Source organism: Nitrincola sp. A-D6, assembly GCF_000764495.1.
GTDB lineage: Bacteria > Pseudomonadota > Gammaproteobacteria > Pseudomonadales > Balneatricaceae > Nitrincola.
The window spans coordinates 1-23,395 of record NZ_JRLB01000075.1 but is presented as its reverse complement, the minus strand read 5'-3'; the positions used below and the strand labels follow the sequence as shown (position 1 = coordinate 23,395).

The window sequence follows — 23,395 nt, the reverse complement described above, 5'->3', positions numbered from 1 at the left end:
TTCCTTGTGATTTGGTTCTATATTACAGGATGTGCCAGTGTAGTCATCGGCCGTACTAATGTAAAATTGAGTTAAATATAGTTTTAAAGACGGAGTAGTCTGTGAGCAACGATCTTAGCAAGACACTATTCAACCAGGCTCTGTTGGAGTTCATGGATGCTTCACCAACCCCTTTCCACGCTGTGTACCAAATGACAAACCTGTTAGATCGATCAGGGTTTCAGGCGCTGGATGAAAAAGCTGTCTGGCAATTAGAGCCTGGCTCTGCATATTACACAGTACGAAATGGCTCATCGATCATTGCCTGGCGTCAGCCACAGATCATAAAGGCTTTTCTCAGGGACTTCGGTTAACTGGCGCACATACCGACTCACCCTGTCTGAAAGTTAAACCTCAGCCAGAAATGCTACGCCAGGGATATTTTCAGTTGGGTGTCGAAGTTTATGGGGGAGTATTGTTGAACCCCTGGTTTGATCGTGACTTGTCTTTAGCGGGAAGAGTTACCGTTCGTGATAGCCAAGGCCAGCTTGCCAGTCATCTGATCAATTTCAATAAGCCAGTGGCCACTATCCCCAGCTTGGCCATACATCTTGACCGGGAAGCTAACTCATCACGTAGCATTAATGCCCAGACATTTTTACCTCCGATTATGGGACAGCAAACGAGTAAACCCGATTTCAGGGAGCTATTGAAACAGCACCTTGCTGATCAGGGGGTGACTAACCTGGATGCTGTGTTGGATTATGAATTATCTTTTTACGATTCTCAGAAATCGGCACTGGTCGGGCTGGATCAGGAGCTGATCTGCTCGGCTCGGCTGGATAATCTATTGAGTTGCTTTATTGGTTTGCAGGCTTTGCTTGCCGCTGATGCTGGACCCGGTCAGGTGTTAATCTGTAATGATCATGAAGAGGTTGGCAGCGCCAGTGCGTGTGGGGCGCAGGGGCCGATGCTGAGTCACTGGCTGCAGCGTGTTTTGCCTGCGGAGGTAAATCGCTACGAGGTGTTGGCCAACTCACTGTTTGTTTCAGCTGATAATGCCCACGGTCTGCATCCAAACTTTGCCGATCGTCATGATGATAACCACGGCCCCTTATTGAATAAGGGGCCGGTGATAAAAATTAATGCTAATCAGCGCTATGCCAGTAATAGTGAAACCAGTGCTGTGTTCAGGCACCTCGCAGAGCAGGTGGGTGTGTCGGTGCAAAGTTTTGTGGTGCGCAGTGATCAGGGTTGTGGAAGTACTATTGGGCCGATCATTGCGACAGAAACGGGAATACCAACCGTTGATGTCGGTGTTCCACAACTTGCTATGCACTCCATTCGTGAAACTGCTGGTAGTGATGATGCATGGTGCCTTGCTCGGGTACTGCAACGGTTTTATCAGACCCGAAAACTAGGTGCCTAATGGTTACTTTTACTCTTTTTCTTTACGCGTAACACGAATGCGCGGTTTTAGGTCGAGGTTCTGGCGATATATCTCCAGCTCCTCTTCCGTTTCCAGGCCGCTCATCAAGCGGTGGCTGTCGGGGTCATAACAGTTGATCAGTTCATCTTTAATGGTTTTTGACCAGACAGGAACACCCACGAAGTAGCCTGCGCGGCCAATAGCGTGAGCAGCGACTGGCGCGGTGATTAAAATAAAAATAATCACCGCCAGGCTTTTGGCCATCACCACCGCATCAAAAAAATGAAAGCTGGCAGCGATCATCATCAGGGTTATACCCAGTGCCCCGGCTTTGGTACTGGCATGCATGCGGGTAAGCAAATCAGGTAAGCGAAGTACTCCGACAGCTGCCAGGAGAATAAACAGTGAACTGGTCAGCATCAGGATTTTTATAATCCACTCAATCATCTCGTGGCCCTCCGCGTTCCAGAAAGCGTGCAAAGCCGATTGCAGCCAGAAAAGCTGTTAGTGCCGCCACAATGGCAACATCAATAAAACTGGCCGTATCGGTATAAATGGCATAGGCGCCGATTATCGCGACAATGACGGAGGCAAATAGCTCCAGTGCCACTACCCGGTCCGGCAGTGTCGGGCCGAGAATCAGGCGGATAAAAATAATGACCAATGCCAGACTTAAAATGGCAAAGGTCAGGTAAATGACAAATTGCACATTTCCTCCAATAAACGTTGCTTAGCGAAGAATTTCAAGAACCCGACGCTCCATCTCTTTGAGGCTGTTACGTACGGCTTGTTCATCATCAAGGAACATCGCATGAATAAACAAGACCCGGCGGTCATCAGACACATCAAGGCTGAGTGTGCCGGGCGTGAGTGAGATCAGATTAGCGACCATGGTGATCTCCATTTCAGTTCGGGCTTCCAGTGGCATGGCAATTACACCTGGCTTCATGTGCCAAATAGGCGTCACAATATCGAAAGCCACTTTCAAGTTTGCCATGATCAGTTCTTTGAAAAAGAAGAAAATAAAGCGAATCAGGCGTGGAAAACGGCTGGTGTAGCCGCGTAGCATCGGTATCTGGCGCTGCATCAGTCCCAGCACCAGATAGCCTACTACCAAGCCTGCAAACAGGTTAATACCACTAAGATCACCTGTCAGCATCACCCAGATTAGTGCCAGCAGCAGGTTCCACATAAAGGCCATCATGGCTTCACCCCCAGTACGGCTTCAATGTAGCCGCTAGGATTTAACAGCTGTTGTGCTGACATTTCAGCCATCAGATAGATAGGTTGACCGTTTAACCCGATAAACAGAGTGCAGGCAGCCAGTAGAATAACCGGCAGGTAAAGCGCAGCGAGTGACGGTGTCATGACTTGGTTTAAACCGCTAGCATCGGTCTCTTCAGGTAATTTTTTCCAGAAAGCTTCGGCCCAGATTTTAATCATGGAGTAGAGTGTCAGCAAACCCACCAACAGTGCTATACCAGTTACCACCCAGGCTTCAGCCTCAATGCCAGCACGTATAACAATAAATTTGGCAAAAAAGCCGGAAAGAGGGGGTAAGCCCGCGAGAGAAAGAGCAGGTATCAGAAACAAAATGCTCAGAACAGGGCGTGACTTATAAATACCACCCAGTTTTTTCAGATCATAGGTACCCAGTAAGCGGTGTGCTATCCCACTGATCAGGAACAGATTCGTTTTCACAATGATGTGGTGCATGATGTAAAACACCCCACCAACGATGGCCAGCGGTGTATAAAGTGCCAGCCCAAGAATCATATAGCCGATCTGGCTGACAATATGAAATGACAGTATACGACGAAACTCAAATTGTGCCGCGGCTCCCAATACCCCGGTTAGCATGGTGAGCGCGGCCACCCAGAGTAAAATATTGTGAGTAAATTCCGGGCTCTGGTTGAAAATAAGTGTAAACACCCGGAATAACGCATAGACCCCGACTTTGGTTAACAGCCCTGCAAACAGCGCCGATACAGCCACAGGACCGGTATGATACGAAGCTGGTAGCCAGAAAAACAACGGGAAAGCGGCGGCCTTGATACCAAAGGCCACCATAAACATCACAGCGATAACATCCACCATACCAGTATCTTCGGCCTGAGACAGCTTCACCGCAATATCAGCCATATTCAGGGTGCCGACCAGGCCATACAGCAGGCCGACTGCACTGAGAAAAATGGCTGAAGACAGCAGGTTCAGGGTGACATACTTTACCGCCCCTCCATCTGAGCACGCTCACCACCCAGAATCAGAAGTGCAAAAGAGGCCACCAGCATCACTTCAAACCAGACATACAGGTTGAAGATGTCACCAGTCAGAAAGGAGCCAGCGACACCGGCCAACAATAAGTGCATCAGCGGGTAATAGCCAAAGCGTTCATGGCTTGCGGAGGCTGAAGACAAGGAGTAAATGGCAATAGCCACAGCCATCATCCCGGTCAAAACTACCATGATGGCGCTGAGCATGTCTGCTACCAGTGTGATGCCATAGGGGGCTATCCAGCCGCCCATGTACATAACAACATGTCCCTGGTCCAGTACGCTGCTCAGTAACCAGATACTGGACGCCAGCAGTGTGATACTACCTACTACGGAGAGTATTTTTTGTACAATATTAGAGCGCCAGGCGAGTAGCGTCAGTGTACCTGTCAGAAGGGGAATAATGATCGGCAGGGCAACTTCAGGGCTCACGTATCGGTATCCTTCATCTGATCCAGGTTGTCTGTATGGATGATGTTATAAGCCCGGTGTATGAGTACCACGGAAAATGCCAGAACGCCAAAGGCTATAACAATGGCTGTCAGAATCAATGCCTGTGGAAGGGGGTCGGCAATGATACCATCAGGCTGCATGGCACCGACAGGAATAAGAGGTGGTGCCCCACGTGTCATGCCAGCTGAGGTGAAAATCAGCAGATTGGCGGCGTTGGATAGCAACATTAACCCGATAACCAGCTTAACAATACTGCGTCTGAGCATCATATAAATGGCGGCGGCATAAAGGCAGCCGGTAACGATGGCCATAATGGGTTCCATATTATCTCCTCCGTATCAGCGCTCTTCGGTTTCAGTTAAGGCAATGAGCATCAGCATGACTGAGCCAAATACCGTAAAGTAAACGCCAATATCAAAGATCAGCGGTGTCGACAGTTTAATCTCAGTGCCGCCAGGGAGAGTGACGGGCCACCATTGCGATGTTAGAAAAGCCTGTCCCTGGATCCAGGCAGGAAAAATCGAAAACATCGCCAAAAACAGACCAAACCCAATTAAGTTGCGTGGATCTACGCGCATCAGATCACGTGTGACAACAGCGCCAAAGGTAAACAGGTAGAGCGCAAAAGCCCCTGATGCTACCAGGCCTGCAATAAAACCACCGCCAGGCTCATTGTGACCACGTAACAGCAGAAAGACTGAAAACAGCAGTTGTAATGGCACCAGAAAGCGTGCAGCCACGTGCAGTATCAGCGTGCCTGGCTTCATCATCTTAGTGTTCCTCCTTCCTGGCACTGGCTGATGGTGTTTCCTGCTGGGCTTTGAGTTCATCCAGTGAGTGCACAATGTACTTTTCATGCAACTGCTTGGAAGGCAGAATCAAGGTGCCAGCGTAATGGTTGCCACCGGGTTGGGTGTCAGGACGGAACTTGATCATGGCATAAACACCCAGCGCGGCCAGCGCCAGTACAAAAATCTCCCCCAGCGTATCCAGCGCACGGTAATCCACCAGAATTACATTAACGATATTGCGCCCATAGGCCAGTGGCTGGCTGTTTTCGATCATGTAACCAGAGATAGATGGGAACAGCTGAACATCTATGGTCATCATGATCAGCAGGGTCATCAGGGTGCCGGTAAGAATCGCAACAAATGCATCTCGACCGCGCTCAGCAGGTGTGGAAATATTTGAGAAGCTCGGCAGACGGAAAAGCACCAGTACCAGCAGTATCACGGTCAGTGTTTCTACCAGGATCTGGGTAATGCCCAGATCGGTTGCACTGAATAAAATAAAAATTAGCGCAACACAAAAACCTACAGCACCCATGGAGGCTACCGCGCCAAGTCGTGAGTGAGTGATAGAGGCGGCAATAGCGGCCGAAATCAAGATCATAACAACCACAGCTTCATGAAGGTAAAGGTTTACGTCCCAGTTCCAGTGGAGTTCATAGCGCCACAACAGGGTGTAACCGGTGATACCGATAAAGCTCAGCAGAATGGTGCGCAGGTAGTTACGCATTGAGCCGTTTTGCAGCAGGCGGGTCTGCCATTCTGCAACCACAACAATACCCTGCATAAAGCGGAAGTAGCCAGCTTCAGGACCACGCTGAATAATCGGGTTGAGCACGGCCAGGGTGTCGCGCAAGGTGTTCCAGTGACGGTAGAGGAAATAACCCACTACAAGACTAAAGATTGAGAGCAGCAACGGTAGGTTGATACCATGCCAGAGGGCCAGGTAGCCATCAATCGGCTGTCCGGCAACAGCAGTCGATGCCGGTAGGGTGATGAAGCTGCCGGCAATACCCGGCATGAGCCCGAATACCAATGACAACAGGGTCAGCACCACTGGGCCTGCGAGCATTAATTTGGGCGCTTCATGTATGCTGCGTGCTTGCGGAATAAAGCGACCATAAAAAGGACGCAACGCGATCACCGCTGCCACAGCAACTACCAGGATGGCTGACGTGATTACCATGAGTACTATAGCCATACCCACTGGGCCGTCCAGCAGCGATTCGAGTAACAGCTCTTTGGCAACAAAGCCAAATAACGGTGGTAATCCGGCCAGCGATAGAGCCGCAAGCAATGTACACAGGGCGGTGATCGGCATGAGTTTTCTCAGCCCCCTAGTTGCGTAACGTCGCGGGTGCCGGTTTCATGATCAACAATACCGGCGAGCATGAAAAGAGCGCCCTTGTAGAGTGAGTGTGCCAGCAGGTAAGCCGCAAACGCGATCATGGCCAACTCAGTGCCAAGTCCCAGCAGTAAGGTCAGCGTTCCCAGTGCCATCACCGTTGAATACGCCAGCAGTTTTTTCAGGTCTGTGCTGCGAATCGCCATAAAGGCACCTGTCAGCATGGTGAGAGCACCGACACTGGTCAGGGTAGTGATCCAAAACTCAGTACCACCCAACTCCGGATGCAGGCGAGCCATCAGGTAGATACCGGCCTTAACCATGGTGGCCGAGTGAAGGTAGGCGCTGACTGGGGTTGGAGCCGCCATGGCATTGGGTAGCCAGAAGTGAAAGGGGAACTGTGCCGATTTGGTAAAGGCCCCTAACAACAGGCAGATCATCATGCCGACATACAGCGGATGTTCGGTAAGTATTTCAGAGCCGTTGAATATCTCTTGTAAAGAGTAACTGCCGCTTGCACCTGCCAGCATGACAAGGCCGGCCAACAGTGCCAGGCCCCCCGCGACTGTGATAATTAAGCCCTGCAGAGCCGCCTTACGTGCTTCGGCACTTTGATGATTAAAGCCGATCAGCAGGTAGGAGGTAATGCTGGTTAGTTCCCAAAATACAAACAGGGTGATCAGATTATCGGCAAGTACCAGCCCAAGCATGGATGCCATAAACGCCAGTAATATCACCAGAAAGCGGGCAAGTGACTCATGCCCTTTAAGATAACTGCCAGCGTAAAGGATGATGAAAGTGCCAATGCCGCAGATCAGCAGGGCAAACATCAGCGACAGCCCATCCAGTACCATCGTCAGGGAAATATCCAGACCGGGAATCCATGCGTACTCATGCACCAGAATTTCGCCACTGGCTATGAGCGGAATATGCGAGGCAAACCACAGGGTTAGTGCAGCAGGAACCAGTGCCAGCAGATTACTGGTGCGGGCCTTGTGTTTGCTATACAGCCAGGGTGTCAGCGCGGCCAGAAGGTAAATAACCAGTATGCTTAATTGCATGGTTTATCCTGTTATGACTCCGGTCGTTTAAACGTGCCCTTACCGTGAAGTAGGTCACTTTTTTTTATAAATTATGACTAACATTCTACATAAGTAGAAGATCCCGTAAAGGTTTAATCAAGCTTTATGTCCTGCGTTTCGAAGGGCTGAATGTCGCAAAACTGATGTTACAAGACGCATGCTGCCTGGAAAACAGGGTAGTTAGGTGATAGGGTTAAAACCATTGTAAACCGCTTTAAACCCAATGGAGTTTTGCCATCATGAGTGAGCATGATTCGAAAGATCCGATGATACCCGATGGTGAAGTGAACCCCATCAATACGGATTATCAGATAGGCCAGGATAATATCGAACTTAAAATTGGCCCGTTTGGTCTGGATATTCATAACCGCGTGTTTATGATTTCAGGTCTTACAGTCATTGCATTCGTTATATTAACTCTCGCGTTTCAGAGCCATCTGGAGCCCGGATTTAATAGCATGCGTAATTGGCTGACATCCAACCTGGACTGGTTTTTTATCAGTGCGGGCAATATTTTTGTATTGGTCTGTTTGTTTCTGATTGTGTCGCCTATGGGAAAGGTGCGCCTGGGAGGCACTGAAGCCAAACCTGATTTCAGCTATCTGGGCTGGTTTTCCATGCTTTTCGCAGCGGGGATGGGTATCGGGCTGATGTTTTTCGGTGTGTCGGAACCTCTGTCGCATTTTGCTTCCTCCATGGGTGGTACGGTGATGGAGAATGGAGTGCGTACAGATTGGGCCCCGCTGGGTGCCGCTGCCGGTGATGCTCTGGGAGCTGAACGTCTGGCGATGGCCGCTACTATTTATCACTGGGGATTACACCCTTGGGCTATCTATGCCGTGATTGCACTGGGATTGGCATTGTTTTCGTACAATAAAGGTCTTCCTCTGACCATGCGTTCAGTGTTCTATCCTTTGCTGGGTGAGCGTATATGGGGCTGGCCTGGACATATAATTGATATATTGGCCGTGTTTGCGACATTGTTTGGCCTGGCTACATCTTTGGGGTTTGGTGCCTCTCAAGCGGCGGCAGGTCTGAATTATCTGTTTGATTTACCGCAAGGAACTACAACTCAGGTACTCCTGATTTTTGGTATCACCATGATTGCCATGCTGTCGGTGGTAGCGGGTCTGGAAGCCGGGGTTAAGCGCCTGTCAGAAATCAATATGTCACTGGCTGTATTGTTAATGCTGTTTGTCATTCTGGTTGGGCCAACTCTGGCTATCCTGACTGGCTTTTTCGCTAATCTGGCAGCCTATTTCGAGCACCTGCCAGCACTGTCAAATCCAATAGGGCGTGAGGATTCCAACTTCGCCTCCGGTTGGACCGCTTTCTATTGGGCCTGGTGGATATCCTGGTCACCTTTTGTCGGCATGTTTATCGCGCGCGTCTCTCGTGGTCGCACCGTGCGTGAGTTTATGATTTCGGTCTTGCTGATCCCATCTGCGGCCTGTGTTCTTTGGATGACTGTATTCGGTGGTACTGCGATCAGTCAGTTTGTTGGTGGATATACAGGTGCAGCTGAAGCTGCATTACCCTTGCAGTTGTTCAGCATGCTGGATGTTCTGCCCTTGGCTCAGATCACCTCATTCATCGCCATTATTCTGGTGGTAGTGTTCTTCGTGACATCATCTGATTCAGGTTCACTGGTTATCGATACTATTGCGGCAGGGGGTAAAGTGAATGCACCGACACCTCAGCGAGTCTTCTGGTGCACCTTTGAAGGGTTAATTGCTGTGGCCTTACTGTTAGGCGGTGGTTTGGTGGCATTGCAGGCTATGGCTGTTTCCACCGGTTTTCCCTTCACTATCGTGCTACTGGTTGCTTGTGTAGCCACCTTGAAGGGGCTGGCATCCGAGCCGCGGCTGGGGTGAGGATGTAGTTTTGCAATTGGTGAGCCTTTACCGGTATCTCAATCTGGTAAAGGCTCGTTTTTTAGCTAAAGCCCTTGGGTTCAATATTAAATAGAGAGCCTAGCATGCAGGTTGAGCCAATCGAAGTTCTGGACTTTATTAGACGCTTTCCCCCTTTTGGAGAGTTACCTGAAGAAACGCTGTCCTGGGTTGCCAGTCAGATTGAGGTCGGGTATTTCAAGGCCGGTACTCAGATTCTGGAGTTTGGTCAGGAAGTGGATGCTCTTCATGTGATACGTTCGGGTGCAGTCGAAGTTTTTCGTCGCAATGGCGATCTGTACAACCGCTTATCTGAGGGCGGTTTTTTTGGTGAGTTTGGTTTGATGCGCAACAAAAAGATCCGATTTCCAGCCCTGGCGCTGGAAGATACACTGATCTATTTTGTGCCAGAACCTGTATTTACTGAACTGTTCGAGAAATTCGAACAGTTTGCGGATGCGGTTGAGATAGAAGACCGTACTCGTCTGCGTCAGGCAGTGTCCCGGCGTGAAGATGCCAATGAGTTGATGACATCGCGAGTTTCGGCACTGATCAGCCGTGAACCGGTGATGATGACCACCGAGGTGACGGTGCAGCAAGCTGCACAAAAAATGACTGAAGAGTCGATTTCATCCTTGCTGATCATGCATCCTGACAATCAAGTGGGTGAATCACCCATGGCCGGTATCATTACTGACAGGGATCTGCGAACCCGTGTGGTAGCAGCGGGTGTTGGCTTTGATACACCGGTGGCCAATATCATGACCGAAACACTGATTTCCATAGAAGCTAATCAGTATGTCTTTGAAGCTATGCTGACTATGCTGCGGTATAACCTGCATCATTTGCCGGTTATGCAGCGCAATCAACCAGTCGGTGTCATTGCAATTTCCGACATCATTCGCTATGAATCACAGAATAGCTTGTTTGTCGTCAGCAGTATTTTCCGTCAGCACACCCTGGAAGAGCTTAAAGCGTTGGTACCTGATGTACGTGCCTGTTTTGTGCGTATGGTCAATGAGGATGCTAATTCACACATGGTCGGCAGTGCTATGGCCGTAATCGGGCGCAGCTTTAAACAGCGTTTGCTTGAGCTGGGTGAAGAAAAACTCGGCCCGCCACCAGTCCCTTACTGTTTTTTGGCACTGGGCTCCATGGCTCGGGATGAAATGCTGATTGTCACGGATCAGGATAATGCCATGATTCTGGATGATGCCTTCGATCCAAAGCAACACGACAGCTATTTCAAATCCCTGGCTGAATTTGTCAGTGACGGGTTGGATGCCTGTGGCTATACCTACTGTACTGGCAATATCATGGCAACCAATAAACAATGGCGGCAACCACGCCAGGTATGGGCTGGCTATTTTAATGATTGGATTGATAACCCAAGTGCAGAAGGGCTGCTGCATAGCTCAATTTTTTTTGATCTGGATGGAGTCTGGGGCAAAACGGCTTGGGCGGATCAGCTCAACGATATGATAGTACGCAAAGCTCAGCGCAGTCCGCGTTTTCTTGCGTGCATGTCACGCAATGCATTGAATCGTACGCCACCGCTTGGGTTTTTCAAGGATTTCGTTATGGAAAAGGATGGTCGGCAAAATAATACTATTAACATGAAACGCCGGGGCACGGCTCCTTTGGCTGATCTGGTGAGAGTGCATGCATTGGCAAGCGGATCAACGGCACGCAATTCGTTTGAGCGTCTGGATGATATAATCAAGTCTGATATTTTGCCGCGTGGACGAGGGCAGGATCTGCGCGATGCACTGGAATTTATTTCAATGGTGCGTATTCGTCATCAAGCCCTGTCATTACAAAATGGTGAGGACCCGGACAACAATATTGCACCTGAAGCCTTGTCAGATTTTGAACGTAAAAACCTGAAAGATGCTTTTCAGATACTCAGTAATGCACAAAAATTCATGAAATTTCGCTATCAAGCAAGCCGCTGAGCTGAGGTGAGTCTTGTTCTATCTTGGATCATCAACCCAAAAAAGTCGTGCTGCTGAGGAGCCGTCTCCGGACTGGTCAACCTTTTATACTCAGCAGGCAAATAGTGTGCAGGATGAGCGCCTGAAAGCTTTTTACAGCGCAGGTGTTATTGAACCCTCTACACCCTTGAGCGAGGTGCCTTTTGTGGCACTGGATTTTGAAACGACTGGCTTTGATCCAAAACGTGACGGCATTGTCAGTATTGGCCTGGTGCCTTTTGATCTGAGACGTATCCATTGTGCCGGTGCAAAACACTGGATTGTCCGACCGAGAACACCGCTGGATAAGGATTCAGTCGTGATTCACGGCATTACCCATTCCGATATTCAATCCGCACCTGATCTGATGCGGGTGCTTGAGTACCTTTTAAAAGCCCTGGAAGGACGGATCGTTGTTGTTCATTATCGCAATATCGAGAGAGCGTTCCTGCATGCGGCGTTAGAAAAGCGCCTGCATGAGGGTATTTTGTTCCCAGTCGTCGATACCATGGAGCTGGAAGCCCGTGTGCATCGTGCCAGGCCCCTGGGCTTTTGGCAAAAAATCAGAGGTGCAGAGCCCGAGTCGATCCGCTTGGTAGATAGTCGCAGTCGTTATAATTTGCCTTATTACAATCAGCATCATGCCTTAACCGATGCTTTGGCAACGGCAGAGCTGCTCATGGCGCAGATTGCTTATCGCTTCAGCCCACAAACACCGATCAGTGAGCTATGGAAATAGGGGTACCTCACTCTTCAACTTTCAGAGCTTTTCTCAACTGACGCCGCTGTGACACCGCAATGCCACCCAGAATCATTAACAATGCCAACAGATGATTCCAGCGGGGCATTTCATCCATAAAGCTGACACCCACCAGCACCGCCCAAACAGGAATCAGGTAGTTGATCAGTGAAACAAAGCTGGGGCCAGCCAGGGCGACCAGCTTCAGGTAGATCACAGTCGCTATACCGGTACAGATAAAGCCAAGCAGAGCGATAGCAAGTAATGTCTGTTGTGAAAAATCAGCAATATTATTCAGCCCGGGCAGGCCTGTCAGATGCTCAAGGTCGCTAAAGCCCTGGGTGAAGGCGGCCAGTGGCCAGATCATGCAGGCAGCCATCAGCAGGACAGATGCTGAGGTGCTCCAGGGATCACTGGCGGGTTTGCGTCGGGCAATAATGGTGTTCAAACCATAACAGATTGCGGCCAACAGAACGGCTAACTGCGCCAACAAAGCTTCACCGGTGAGGCTTATAGCACTGAGGGTTGTCGGTCCCAGCAAGACCAGGATTCCGCAAAAACCAATAAAGAAGCCAATTAGTTTGTGCCGGTTCAGCGGCTCATCCGGAATGAAGAAATGCGCCAGTAAGGCTGTAGCCAGTGGCATCACTGCCATCAGAATACCAGCCAGCCCACTGTCGATACGCTGTTGACCCCAGCTAATCAGTGTAAAGGGTAAGGCATTGCCGATCAGTGCCATCGCCAGCATGAACAGCCACAGTCGTGTGCCTTGAGCCAGAGGGCGACGTAATAGCAAGGCGATCGGAAACAGCAATAAACAGGCCAAAAGGTTACGCAGAAAGACAGTTGATGCCGGGCTTAACTCCCGAACGACGAGGCTGGTCAGGGCAAATGAACTTCCCCAGATGATTGCCAGTGCAACTAAGAGTAGCCATTGAATCATTGGGCGTTTTGCCATTTTATATCCCATATCTTGTAAATAAAACAGTATCTTAGCTGAATATTATCTATAAACCAGCGGATAAAAGTAAAAAAGCAGAAAACTTTTGTTTAAACAATTTAAGCTTCAATTGTTTTAGGTATTGTCAGTCATAGTCATTTCCATCTAAGCTGATTAGAAACCTGGTTACAACACAAGTTACAACACAAGTTACAACACAAGTTACAACACAAGTTACAACACAAGTTACAACACAAGTTACAACAACAGGATACCTGTCATGAAGCTATATGGATCAACGACCTCGCCCTATGTCCGCCGTCTTAGAGTCTGGCTGGAAGATGTTCCTCATGAGTTTATGAATATTGATATTTTCAGTCCAGAGGGCCGAGCCACGCTGCAGCAGATTAATCCGGCATTGAAAGTGCCCATGTTAGTGGATGACTGGCAGGCCGTGTTTGATTCACGAGTAATTTATAACTATTTGAATCATAAGTTAAACAAAGAAGTAACAACGATTGATGATGAAAATGCCATCACGCTGATCAACGCCGCCAATGATTCGCATGTTGAGTTGTTGCTGCTATCACGTTCGGGTATCGATATTGAACAGGACGCACTGTTCTTTAACTTGCAGCGTGAGCGTATCGCGTCATCACTCAGGGTGCTGAATGAACAGGTTAAGCTGGGTGCTTTTGAATACTGGCATTTCCCGGCTATCTGTCTTTACTGCCTGATCGACTGGGTGATGTTCCGAGGCATGAATGATTTTTCGTCTTACCCTGACTTGCAGGTCTTCCATCAACGCCATGCCGCACGTGAAATTTTGCAGGAAACCGATCCGCGTCTCTGAGTATTGACTGGTGCGGCCTGTTCTACCTAATGGACTTGAGAGTTGATGCGATGACACAAGACCAGAGCCTGATTCTGGTAATACTGCTGGCCACCATGGTGCTGTTCATGTGGGGGCGTTGGCGCCATGATATGGTTGCAGGAGCGGCCTTGTTGGCCTGTGTCCTGGTTGGATTACTGGATTCAGCACAAGCCTTTACCGGATTTTCCCACCCCGCCGTGGTGACTGTTGCCTGTGTGCTGGTGCTGAGCCGTGCGCTACAGACTTCGGGTGCTGTGGATATTTTAACGCGCTATGCTTTACCCAAAAATGCCGGGGTGACACTGAGTATTGCCGCCCTGACAGGTCTGGGTGCTTTGCTTTCCGGTTTTATGAATAATGTTGGTGCAATGGCGCTGTTGATGCCGGTTGCCATGCAGATGTCCGGTCGTCTTGGCTTGTCATCCGGGCAGGTCCTTATGCCTTTGGCCTTTGGGACGATTCTGGGGGGGATGACAACCCTCATAGGTACACCACCCAACCTGATAGTGTCTGGCTTCCGCTCTGAACTGGAATCCGCTGGTGCATTTTCAATGTTTGATTTTACCCTGGTAGGTTTGCCGGTGGCTTTGGTGTGTGTGTTATTCGTTGCCCTGCTGGGTTGGCGGCTGGTACCGGTCAGAAAAAATGGGGCGAGTGAAAGCTTCGATACAGGAGCCTATATTACCGAGGTTCGGGTCCCTGAAAAAAGCAAGGCTGCTAACCAGCGCTTACGGGATATTGAGGCGGTTCTTGATGAAGCTGATGCTCAGATAATTGCCCTGGTACGTAACGAGGTGAAAATCAACGCACCAGGCTATGGCCGCAAAGTTCTGGCCAATGATATTCTGATTATTGAAGCCGATGTTGAGTCATTGTCGGATGTGTTAACCAGCCTGGGGCTCAAACTGGAGGAGGCTACAGAGGGTAGGGAGCCTTCTGATGTTGATCAGGAGAAAGATGACAAGGAAGCCGCAAGTCCTGCGGAAACTCTATTGGTTGAACTGGTCGTCAGAGAAGAATCTGCACTGGTTGGACGCTCTGCTAAAGATATCTTGCTGCGAACCCGCTACGGGATAAATCTACTTGCCTTGTCCAGAGAGGATCATAAATCTCATGCCCGTTTAAGGACGATAAAAATAAAAGCAGGCGATCTGTTGCTGATGCAGGGGCCACAAGACACAGTTATGGAGTTTGCGTCTGATTACAGTTGTATACCGCTTGCTGAGCGCGAACTGAATATACCGGATAAAAACAAGGCGATTACAGCCAGTGTAATATTTGTTGCCGCTATCGCTCTGGCTGCCTTCGGTATTTTACCCACAGCCATTGCCTTCGCTTTCGCGGTGCTGGTCTCCATGCTAGCCAAAACCCTGCCGTTGCGCTCTATTTATACAGCAGTCGACTGGCCGGTAATTGTACTGCTTGGTGCCCTGATCCCTGTGGCCAATGTAATGGAGTCCACGGGAACCGCTTCTTTAGTTGCAAACTTTTTACTGGAGACGATAGCGCAGGGTAACTCTGTATTGGCCCTGGCATTGATTTTAGTCGTAACCATGCTCTTATCCGGGGTGATTAATAATGCCGCCACCGCCGCGATAATGTGCCCAATCGCTATAGGAACAGCATCGTCCTTCAACTTGAACCCGGATGCCTTTTTAATGGCAGTAGCTATCGGTTCTTCCTGTGCATTTTTAACCCCGATAGGCCATCAAAATAATACCCTGATCCTGGGGCCGGGGGGATTTCGTTTTGGTGACTACTGGCGCTTGGGCTTACCGGTTGAGTTGCTGGTATGTGCGGTGAGCCTGCCATTACTGCTTATTTTCTGGCCGCTTTGACACTTGGTTTAGTCTATATAGCTACAGGGTGGCTCAGGCTGATCTCTACGGGGTGGTTGTGGTATGTTGTTGGTTAACAACTTATCCGATGTAGAAGGAGAGCATGGATTGAGAAAGCCTGTAATTGCAATTACCGGTCCTGAGCGAGGAGCTTTGGGGCCGCGAAGCCTGGTTGCGCTGATGGTTCGTCTCTATGGTGGGCAACCTTTACAGCTCAGACCCAGTCAGCATGCTCAATTATCTGAGTTTGCGTTTGATGGGGTTGTCGTCACCGGTGGTCATGATATCGATCCGGTACTCTATGCATCAGAGCCTGAAGTGGAACCTAAATATGATTCAGCCAGGGACCAACTGGAAAAAGCTGTTATTGACCAGGCCTTGTTCCGAGAGGTTCCGTTATTGGGTATCTGCCGCGGAGCCCAGTTGTTGAATGTTTGTCGTGGGGGCTCTCTGCATCAGGATCTCAAAACCAAACGCCGGAAAACATCCAACCGGCGAACTCTGTTGCCACTGAAAACTCTGTTGCTGGAAACTGATGGATTACTTAAGCAACTGCTGGGCCCTGGGCCTTGTCGTATTAATAGCCTGCATAATCAGGCTATGGATCGTATTGGTAACGGCCTGCGCATTGCGGCGCATGACCTGGATGGTATCGTTCAGGCTATAGAAGATCCCCAGCAACCTTACCTTCTTGGGGTGCAATGGCATCCAGAGTTTCTGATTTTCATGCCTCGTCAGCGGCGCTTATTCGAACAGCTGATTAAAGTATCTGTAGAACAGCGCCTGCAAACAGCTCAATAAAGCGCAGTACCGGCAGCTCGTGCAACCGATGTCCTCAGCGTTTCCATCACTGGACTCTCCATCTGCCAGAAATGCCAGTAGAGCGGCACATCCAGACTGTAACCGGGCATCACATCCACCAGTTGTCCCGATTGCAACTCATCAGCCACTTGAAGTTCCGGCATCATGCCATAACCCAGACCTGCTTTGGCGGCTTTGATGAAGCCCTCTGATGAGGGTAAGTGGTGGGTGTAAAGTGGCTCGGTTCCGGCTACATCAGCAAGAAACTGATGCTGCAAGCGGTCGTCCCGGCTGTAAACCAGGCAGGGGGCCTGATGGAAGGTAGCTGGCTCTGGTGGCGTCAAATGGTAGCGTTGAATAAAGGCTGGGCTGGCCAGTGCGCGGTAGCGCATCACGCCCAGAGGAATGACATCCCCGCCATTAACCGGTTCGGCGCTGGCGCACAGGCAAGCCATCACCTCACCCTGTTTCATCCGTCGCAGTCCAACGGCCTGGTCTTCAACAGATACCTCAAAGCGCAGAAGAGGGTAGTCTTCCAGCACCAATGCGGCAGGTAGCCAGGTGTCCAGCGAATCAGCATTTACCGTGATGCGGATGATCAGATCTTCCGGGTTAGCCGATAGTTCCAAACCCGCTTCAAGTTGTCTGACTCTTTGTAAATGGTTATGTAAGCGTTGTCCCAGAGATGTAGCTCTGGGCGGCTGACTGCGGATGAGCACAGGCTGACCCAGTAAATGCTCCAGTTGCTTGATACGTTGACTGACTGCGGACTGCGTCAGATGCAGGTAGTTGGCCGCTTTTTCAAAACCGCCCTGTTCCAGTACGGCGGCCATGGCTTGTAGCAGGCGGTAATCAATCATAAGCTTAGCTAATATTCCGTAAATATAATTCGTTGGATTAATGATAGCTGGCTTCGTTAGTCTTGCACAGTATGTTGATGGGTTTTTATCAGGGAGTCTGGCATGTCAGTGTTTTTTACCGGTTATATTGTTGCGTTGGGATTAATTGTCGCCATAGGGGCGCAAAATGCTGGGTGCTCAGTCAATCCATGCGTGGCAATCACCGCGTGGTCATTGCACTGGTTTGTATTCTGTGTGATGCGATTCTGATTACGCTGGGAGTGTATGGCGTCAATCAACTTAAGGTATGGGTGCCGCCACTGATTCCAGTACTCAGTTGGATGGGAGTGGCGCTATTGCTGTGGCTGGCATTCAACGCGGCACAGCGAGCGCTGAAAGGTACCGGCGGTTTGCAAGCAGCCAAGCCGGTGAGGGTGCAAAATGCCTGGCAAGTGGGGCTTACTGCCCTGGCGATAACCCTGCTTAATCCGCACGTATATATAGATACAGTGGTATTGATTGGCAGTGTCGGCGCCGCCCAGAGTGATAAGCTGATGTTTGTATTCGGTGCCTGTTTTGCTTCACTAACCTGGTTCACTATGCTGACCGGCTTTGCGCCCAAACTGGCAACCTACTTACGCTCCCCAACGCATTGGCGTGTATTTGATGGCGGTATGGCGGCACTTTTGTGCCTGGTGGCTATGACACTTGTGCCCTGGAACTAGCCTGTCTTACTAATTGAGTTGAAAGAGCGACGGGTTTTTTGACTTACCCTGAATCCTTGCTAGGCTAAATTAAATTGAGATTCCATCTGTAAAACCTAGGCCATCAATCTATTATCACCTTGTAATAGAATTATGCCATCGGGCAATAATTTAACTTAAGACTGAGGCCTTCTTAACTGAAAGAGGTGCCTCATGAAAATAAGAAATCATTTGCTTTATCACGATACAGGTGAACGTGCCAGCTGGAATGAAACGCCCAATAAACGGGGAAATTTAGTTGAAAAAAAGCCTGCTTTTATTGTGATTCATTATACCGGTGGTAGCACGGTGGAGTCGGCCGTTTCTACTTTTAAAAATCGTAATAGCCAAACCTCAGCTCATTTGGTGATAGGAAAAGATGGCAGTACAGTACAAATGGCACGTTTTCATGAACGCTGCTGGCATGCAGGACGTTCTGAATGGCAGGGCACACGGAATTTAAACAGCTATTCTGTTGGTATTGAACTGGTGAATTGGGGCTGGCTGATGGGTGAGCCCGGACACTGGCGCTCCTGGGCGGGCACCCCGGTGGAAGACGAGGGTGTAGTCCGAATGGCGCATAAATATGATGGCCAGTTACGTGGTTGGGAAGCCTATTCGCCTGAACAAATGCAAACAACGATTGATATTGTGCGCGCCTTGCTGCAGCACTACCAGCTTTCGCCAGAGGCTATAGTGGGACACGATGATATCTCTCCCGGGCGAAAACAGGATCCAGGCCCCGCTTTTCCCATGGTGCGTTTTCGCAATATGTTGATGTCTCGAATGGATGACCGTGTAGATGAGCCAATTGAATCAGATACTACACATCATGAAACTGTTTTTAGTGTAACCGCGGTATCCGGGCTTAACCTCAGAACAGGCCCTGGTATCGATACTGCTGTGGTTAAAACACTGCGTCGGGATACCCAACTTATTCGCTTGGAAGCAGAAGGAAAATGGTGGTTAGTCAGTGAGTTGGTTAATGGTCAGGCTGATACAACCGGTTGGGTTTACAGTCATTGGTTGACACCCTTGAGGCCCTGATTATCGAGTGCGCGTTATGTTCCAGCTGAACCTTGTCATGCTATCCTAGCGGTTTTGTAATCAGAGCCTGCGAAGAGTCCGATGCGTTATTTCGATTGTGTGATTATTGGGGCTGGCGCTGCTGGTTTGATGTGTGCGGCAACGGCGGGGCAGCGGGGCCGACGGGTTTTGGTTGTGGATCATGCCAATAAAGTTGGCAAGAAAATACTTATGTCAGGGGGAGGGCGGTGTAACTTCACCAATCAATGGGTGGAGCCGGCTAACTTTTTGTCAGCCAATCCGCATTTTTGTATTTCTGCACTGAAACGCTTCAGCCAATATGATTTCTTGTCGCTGGTGGATAAGCATCAACTGGCCTACCACGAAAAAACCCTGGGGCAGCTGTTTTGTGATAATCGCGCCAAGGATATTCTTAATATTCTGTTGGCGGAATGCGAAGCCGGGGGAGTGACTATCGAAACCCGCTGCGCGGTTCAGCAGATTACCCAACTGTCCTCCATTGATACGGCAACTCACACACAACAAACTGAGCCAGATACAGCCAGGTTTGAGCTGCAAACTGCCCTGGGTCCTGTGCGCTGCGAGTCATTGGTTGTAGCGACCGGTGGCCCTTCTATTCCCACCTTGGGTGCCAGTGGTTTCGGCTATGATCTGGCCAGGCAGTTTGGCTTGCAAGTGACTGATCTACAAGCCTCATTGGTACCCTTCACCTTCAAAGGCGAACGGCTTGCGCTGGCGCAATCCCTGGCGGGAGTGGCACTGCCGGTGAGTATCAGCTGCAACAATCAGACGTTTAAAGAAGCCTTGCTGTTTACCCATAAAGGATTGAGTGGCCCGGCGGTACTGCAAATCAGTAATTATTGGCATCCGGGCGAGGCGGTCCAGATCAACTTTTTACCTGATCATGACCTGCAAGCCTGTTTGCGTGAATGGCAACAGGCGGGTGAAAAGGCCGAATTGAAAACTCTGCTATCGCGCTTACTACCCAAGCGTGTTGTGCTTGCCTGGTTGGCATTCCCTGAGTTACAGGCGTTGGTTGACAAGCCGGTCGCACAGCTTAGTCATGCCGATATAGCCGCGTTAGCCAGCGTGTTTCAGTGCTGGTCTTGCATCCCGGCCGGAACTGAGGGTTATAAAACCGCTGAAGTCACCCGCGGTGGTGTATGTACCGATCAGATCTCTTCAAAAACTTTTGAAACCAAATCCGTAGCTGGCCTGTACTTTATTGGTGAGGTTCTGGATGTAACCGGCTGGCTGGGCGGATTTAACTTTCAATGGGCCTGGAGCAGCGGTTGGTGTGCCGGGCAATATGTTTGAAACTTGCCTTGCAAAGCGTTTGTTGGTGCTTTAAGTCAACTAAGGTCTAACGTATTATATTAACAGTTAATGACAGTTTTCCGGGGTATTAATGGGATCTATTATAGAGGTTCGTCAGGTCAATAAAGCCTTTGGGGCGTTGCAGGTTATTAATGACTGCTCTATTCAGGTTGAAGAAGGCTCTATTACCGGACTGATTGGTCCTAACGGTGCAGGCAAGTCCACACTGTTTAACCTGATTGCCGGTACCTTTGCTCCGGATTCCGGCAGTATCCATTTTGCCGGTGACGATATCACCGCTGTTCCGTCTGACCAGCTGTTTCATCGTGGTTTGTTGCGCACCTTTCAGATCGCGCAGGAGTTTTCTCACATGACCGCACTGGAAAACCTGATGATGGTGCCCCCTCAGGCAGGTGAGAATATCTTTAATACCTGGCTGCGTCCGGCTCTAGTGCATGAGCAGGAGTTACAGGTGCGCCAGAAAGCCATGGATGTTATCGAGTTTATTGGCTTAAAACATGTGCGTAATGAACTGGCTGGCAATCTGTCCGGTGGACAGAAAAAACTGCTGGAACTGGGTCGTACCATGATGGTGGATGCCCGTGTGGTGTTACTCGATGAAATAGCCGCTGGTGTTAACCGTACCTTGCTTCAGGATCTGATCCGCAATATTCAGCGTTTGAATCAGGAAATGGGCTATACCTTTTTGGTAATTGAGCATGATATGGATATGATCGCACAGTTGTGTAATCCGGTGATTGTACTGGCGCAGGGTAGCGTTATGGTTGAGGGTAGCATTGAAGCGATTCAAAATAATCAGGAAGTGATCGAAGCCTACTTTGGCAACGATGCACACTGATCTGACAGAGATAGATAATGGCACTATTTGAAGCGACCAATGTGCACGGCGGTTACGGTGGTATGAATATCCTCAATGGTGTGAATATGACTGTTGAGGCGGATGAGATCGGCGTCATCGTCGGCCCTAATGGTGCAGGAAAATCCACTATGCTGAAAGCAATCTTCGGATTGTTGAAAGTCAGCGAAGGCTGTATCAAGCTGCGTGGAGAAGAGATCACCAATGCCGACCCGGTTGAACTGGTAAAGCGTAAAATGGCGTTTGTTCCTCAGGAAAAGAATATCTTTCCCTCCATGACGGTACAGGAAAACCTGGAGATGGGCGCCTTTAGCTGCAAGGATAGTTTTGCGCATATGCTCGACCAGGTGTACGGGTTTTTTCCGCCTTTAGCCGACAAACGTCAGCAGCCTGCAGGTGAATTGTCCGGTGGTCAGCGTCAGATGGTGGCGATGGGGCGGGCCTTGATGACTGAGCCCAGCCTGATTCTGCTGGATGAACCTACAGCGGGCTTGTCGCCCATGTATATGGCCGAAATATTTGAACGCATTATCACCATTAATAAAGCCGGTGTCGGTATCCTGATGGTGGAACAGCATGCCAAGCAGGCTCTGAAAATAGCGCATAGAGGCTTTGTACTGGTTGCAGGTCAGAACCGTTTTACCGATACCGGTGAAAACCTGATCAATGATCCCGAAGTAGCCAAGGCCTTTCTGGGTGGCTAAGGGCTTGAGGATAATCTTTTGAACGAATTGGTCTTTTTTGTAAATAACGTAGTGGTTTCCGGGCTGACGATAGGTTCAATTTATGCGTTGGGCGCTGTTGGCATCACACTGATCTTCAGCATCTTGCGGTTTGCTCACTTTGCCCATGCTGATTTGATGACACTGGGTGCGTTCTTCGCATTTTTTCTAACCAGCCTCTTTCCTGCTGTGGGTCCCGCCGTGGGTTTGCCGACAGCGTTTGTCATGCTCCCACTGGCAATGGCACTAACCGCAGTGTCAGCCGTATATATCGATAAAGCCTTTTATCGCCCACTGCGCAGCCATGGTGTTAAACCGATTGTGTTGGTAATGGCGTCTTTAGGCGTCACGCTAATGCTGCAGGGATTGATCCGGATGTTCATGGGTACTGGAGCCCGCAGTCTGTATATTGATGATCGTAAAGAAATATATCGTATTGAACTGCCGTTTGATCTGGCTAGCCGTCCGTTGGTATTGACCGACCCCCAGATTCTGCTGTTACTGTTTTTAGTTGTGGCGGTTATCGCCTTGCACCTGTTTTTAACCCGCAGTCGCTTGGGTAAAGCGATGCGAGCCATGTCAGATAATCCGGATCTGGCACGTGTATCCGGTATTAATACCGATACAGTAGTTAAGGTGACCTGGGTGATTGCCGGTTGTCTGGCTGCCGCGGCTGGAACCCTCTTGTCGCTGGACGTTTCATTGAAGCCTGACCTGAGTTTCCATCTGTTACTGCCGATTTTTGCGGCGGCTATTGTAGGGGGGGTTGGACACCCCTACGGTGCACTGGCAGGAGGATTCGTGATAGGTTTTGCCGAAACTCTGTCAGTGTTTAATTGGTCGGTACTGTTGCGTCCAGTACGCGATTATCTTTGGTTTGATATACCGGCCAATCTGTCATTTGTCTCCAGTGAATACAAGATAACCGTTCCCTTCTTTATTTTGCTGGCTATTCTGGTGTGGCGACCTACAGGGCTATTTAAAGGTAAGGTGTTGTGATGCTGATGAAATTACCGATGAAAGAAACCCTGCTGATGGTTGCACTGGCAGTTACTCTGTTATTGCTAATCCAGGTGATGGGGACAGCCTATGGCGTCAGGGTGCTGGTAGAGGCCAGTTGTTATGCCATTATTGCGTTGGGCTTGACCATTCAATGGGGTTATGCCGGGTTATTTAACGCTGGCATTATGGGCTTTGTAGCACTGGGTGGTTTTTCGGCCATGCTGCTGACATTTCCGGTTAATCAGAGTTTCTGGGAGTCAGATCTTTCTGGTGAGTTGGGTTTGGCGTTTATGAAACTACTGGCGGCTGTGGTGTTGGTAACGGCAGTAATGCAGTTGCATCGCATCTCTGTACCTCGACGTATTCGTTTACCAATTATACTTATTGTGCTGGCCAGTGTTTATTTATGGGTAGTTAATGCTTTTGCGCCTGTGTCTCAGTC

22 protein-coding genes and 2 pseudogenes are annotated in these 23,395 nt (G+C 49.6%); 15 read left to right on the top strand and 9 right to left on the bottom strand.

The genetic code is table 11. The annotated features are described in order from the left end of the window. The first annotated feature begins 101 nt into the window (after positions 1–101). Together LH51_RS24320 and LH51_RS12095 are read left to right on the top strand one after the other, a co-directional pair. Entirely contained in the window at positions 102–353 is a 252-nt protein-coding gene (locus LH51_RS24320; RefSeq protein ID WP_327124910.1) for a hypothetical protein, read from the top strand. After that, the gene (locus LH51_RS12095; RefSeq protein ID WP_327124922.1) at positions 245–1,408 is read left to right on the top strand and encodes a M18 family aminopeptidase; all 1,164 of its coding nucleotides are present in this window, start codon (positions 245–247) and stop codon (positions 1,406–1,408) included. Before LH51_RS24320 ends, LH51_RS12095 begins: the two co-directional genes overlap by 109 nt. Before the next feature lie 9 nt (positions 1,409–1,417). Here the strand turns inward: LH51_RS12095 and mnhG are convergent, their stop codons facing one another. From mnhG to LH51_RS12060, 7 genes and pseudogenes are all read right to left on the bottom strand, one after another. Next, positions 1,418–1,855, bottom strand: coding sequence for a monovalent cation/H(+) antiporter subunit G (gene mnhG, locus LH51_RS12090; RefSeq protein WP_036522452.1), 438 nt, complete (start codon positions 1,853–1,855; stop codon positions 1,418–1,420). Further along, entirely contained in the window at positions 1,848–2,117 is a 270-nt protein-coding gene (locus LH51_RS12085) for a monovalent cation/H+ antiporter complex subunit F (RefSeq protein ID WP_036522450.1), read from the bottom strand. The genes mnhG and LH51_RS12085 overlap by 8 nt, the downstream gene beginning before the upstream one ends. 21 nt (positions 2,118–2,138) lie before the next feature. Continuing rightward, positions 2,139–2,612, bottom strand: coding sequence for a Na+/H+ antiporter subunit E (locus LH51_RS12080; protein WP_036522447.1), 474 nt, complete (start codon positions 2,610–2,612; stop codon positions 2,139–2,141). Continuing rightward, positions 2,609–4,113: pseudogene (locus LH51_RS12075) on the bottom strand (Na+/H+ antiporter subunit D). Before LH51_RS12075 ends, LH51_RS12080 begins: the two are co-directional and overlap by 4 nt. Then, a complete protein-coding gene (locus tag LH51_RS12070) occupies positions 4,110–4,457 on the bottom strand; it encodes a Na+/H+ antiporter subunit C (RefSeq protein WP_036522445.1) in 348 nt (115 codons plus the stop codon). Before LH51_RS12070 ends, LH51_RS12075 begins: the two are co-directional and overlap by 4 nt. 15 nt (positions 4,458–4,472) lie before the next feature. Next, positions 4,473–4,904, bottom strand: a complete 432-nt coding sequence (locus LH51_RS12065; RefSeq protein WP_036522443.1) for a Na+/H+ antiporter subunit B — start codon at positions 4,902–4,904, stop codon at positions 4,473–4,475. A gap of 1 nt (position 4,905) precedes the next feature. After that, a pseudogene (locus LH51_RS12060) lies at positions 4,906–7,328 on the bottom strand (putative monovalent cation/H+ antiporter subunit A). Positions 7,329–7,588: 260 nt separating this feature from the next. Between LH51_RS12060 and LH51_RS12055 the strand changes: the two are divergent. The 3 genes from LH51_RS12055 to LH51_RS12045 all read left to right on the top strand — a co-directional run bounded on the left by LH51_RS12055 (position 7,589) and on the right by LH51_RS12045 (position 11,953). After that, positions 7,589–9,223 (top strand): BCCT family transporter, encoded by a 1,635-nt coding sequence (locus LH51_RS12055; protein WP_036522440.1) that lies wholly within the window; start codon positions 7,589–7,591, stop codon positions 9,221–9,223. A 104-nt stretch (positions 9,224–9,327) separates the two neighbouring features. After that, entirely contained in the window at positions 9,328–11,196 is a 1,869-nt protein-coding gene (locus LH51_RS12050; protein ID WP_036522438.1) for a putative nucleotidyltransferase substrate binding domain-containing protein, read from the top strand. A gap of 13 nt (positions 11,197–11,209) precedes the next feature. Next, the gene (locus LH51_RS12045; RefSeq protein ID WP_036522436.1) at positions 11,210–11,953 is read left to right on the top strand and encodes a 3'-5' exonuclease; all 744 of its coding nucleotides are present in this window, start codon (positions 11,210–11,212) and stop codon (positions 11,951–11,953) included. 7 nt (positions 11,954–11,960) lie between these two features. Here LH51_RS12045 and LH51_RS12040 read toward each other — a convergent pair whose 3' ends face one another. Continuing rightward, positions 11,961–12,911, bottom strand: coding sequence for a DMT family transporter (locus LH51_RS12040; RefSeq protein WP_052063735.1), 951 nt, complete (start codon positions 12,909–12,911; stop codon positions 11,961–11,963). A 262-nt stretch (positions 12,912–13,173) separates the two neighbouring features. Here LH51_RS12040 and LH51_RS12035 point away from each other — a divergent pair, with 262 nt between their 5' ends. The 3 genes from LH51_RS12035 (at position 13,174) to LH51_RS12025 (ending at position 16,406) form a co-directional block, all read left to right on the top strand. Continuing rightward, positions 13,174–13,746, top strand: coding sequence for a glutathione S-transferase family protein (locus LH51_RS12035; RefSeq protein WP_036522434.1), 573 nt, complete (start codon positions 13,174–13,176; stop codon positions 13,744–13,746). 50 nt (positions 13,747–13,796) lie between these two features. Further along, positions 13,797–15,605: an SLC13 family permease gene (locus LH51_RS12030; RefSeq protein ID WP_036522507.1), complete on the top strand. Its 1,809-nt coding sequence runs from the start codon at positions 13,797–13,799 to the stop codon at positions 15,603–15,605. Between the two features lie 108 nt (positions 15,606–15,713). Beyond that, positions 15,714–16,406, top strand: coding sequence for a gamma-glutamyl-gamma-aminobutyrate hydrolase family protein (locus tag LH51_RS12025; protein ID WP_036522506.1), 693 nt, complete (start codon positions 15,714–15,716; stop codon positions 16,404–16,406). Here LH51_RS12025 and LH51_RS12020 read toward each other — a convergent pair. Further along, a complete protein-coding gene (locus LH51_RS12020) occupies positions 16,400–17,266 on the bottom strand; it encodes a LysR family transcriptional regulator ArgP (protein WP_036522431.1) in 867 nt (288 codons plus the stop codon). The genes LH51_RS12025 and LH51_RS12020 overlap by 7 nt on opposite strands. Before the next feature lie 173 nt (positions 17,267–17,439). Between LH51_RS12020 and LH51_RS12015 the strand changes: the two genes are divergently transcribed. From LH51_RS12015 to LH51_RS11985, 7 genes are all read left to right on the top strand, one after another. Next, complete coding sequence (locus LH51_RS12015; RefSeq protein WP_200881984.1) at positions 17,440–17,970, top strand: LysE/ArgO family amino acid transporter; 531 nt, start codon at positions 17,440–17,442, stop codon at positions 17,968–17,970. 192 nt (positions 17,971–18,162) lie between these two features. Then, positions 18,163–19,035: an N-acetylmuramoyl-L-alanine amidase gene (locus LH51_RS12010; RefSeq protein WP_036522429.1), complete on the top strand. Its 873-nt coding sequence runs from the start codon at positions 18,163–18,165 to the stop codon at positions 19,033–19,035. Between the two features lie 81 nt (positions 19,036–19,116). After that, on the top strand, positions 19,117–20,352 hold the full coding sequence (locus LH51_RS12005; protein WP_036522427.1) for an NAD(P)/FAD-dependent oxidoreductase: 1,236 nt from the start codon (positions 19,117–19,119) through the stop codon (positions 20,350–20,352). A gap of 91 nt (positions 20,353–20,443) precedes the next feature. After that, a complete protein-coding gene (locus tag LH51_RS12000; RefSeq protein WP_036522426.1) occupies positions 20,444–21,211 on the top strand; it encodes an ABC transporter ATP-binding protein in 768 nt (255 codons plus the stop codon). Positions 21,212–21,228: 17 nt separating this feature from the next. Beyond that, complete coding sequence (locus LH51_RS11995; RefSeq protein ID WP_036522423.1) at positions 21,229–21,933, top strand: ABC transporter ATP-binding protein; 705 nt, start codon at positions 21,229–21,231, stop codon at positions 21,931–21,933. Between the two features lie 18 nt (positions 21,934–21,951). After that, positions 21,952–22,950, top strand: coding sequence for a branched-chain amino acid ABC transporter permease (locus LH51_RS11990; protein WP_036522421.1), 999 nt, complete (start codon positions 21,952–21,954; stop codon positions 22,948–22,950). After that, a partial coding sequence (locus LH51_RS11985; protein WP_036522419.1) for an ABC transporter permease subunit occupies positions 22,950–23,395 on the top strand: 446 nt, incomplete at its 3' end. The genes LH51_RS11990 and LH51_RS11985, both read left to right, overlap by 1 nt.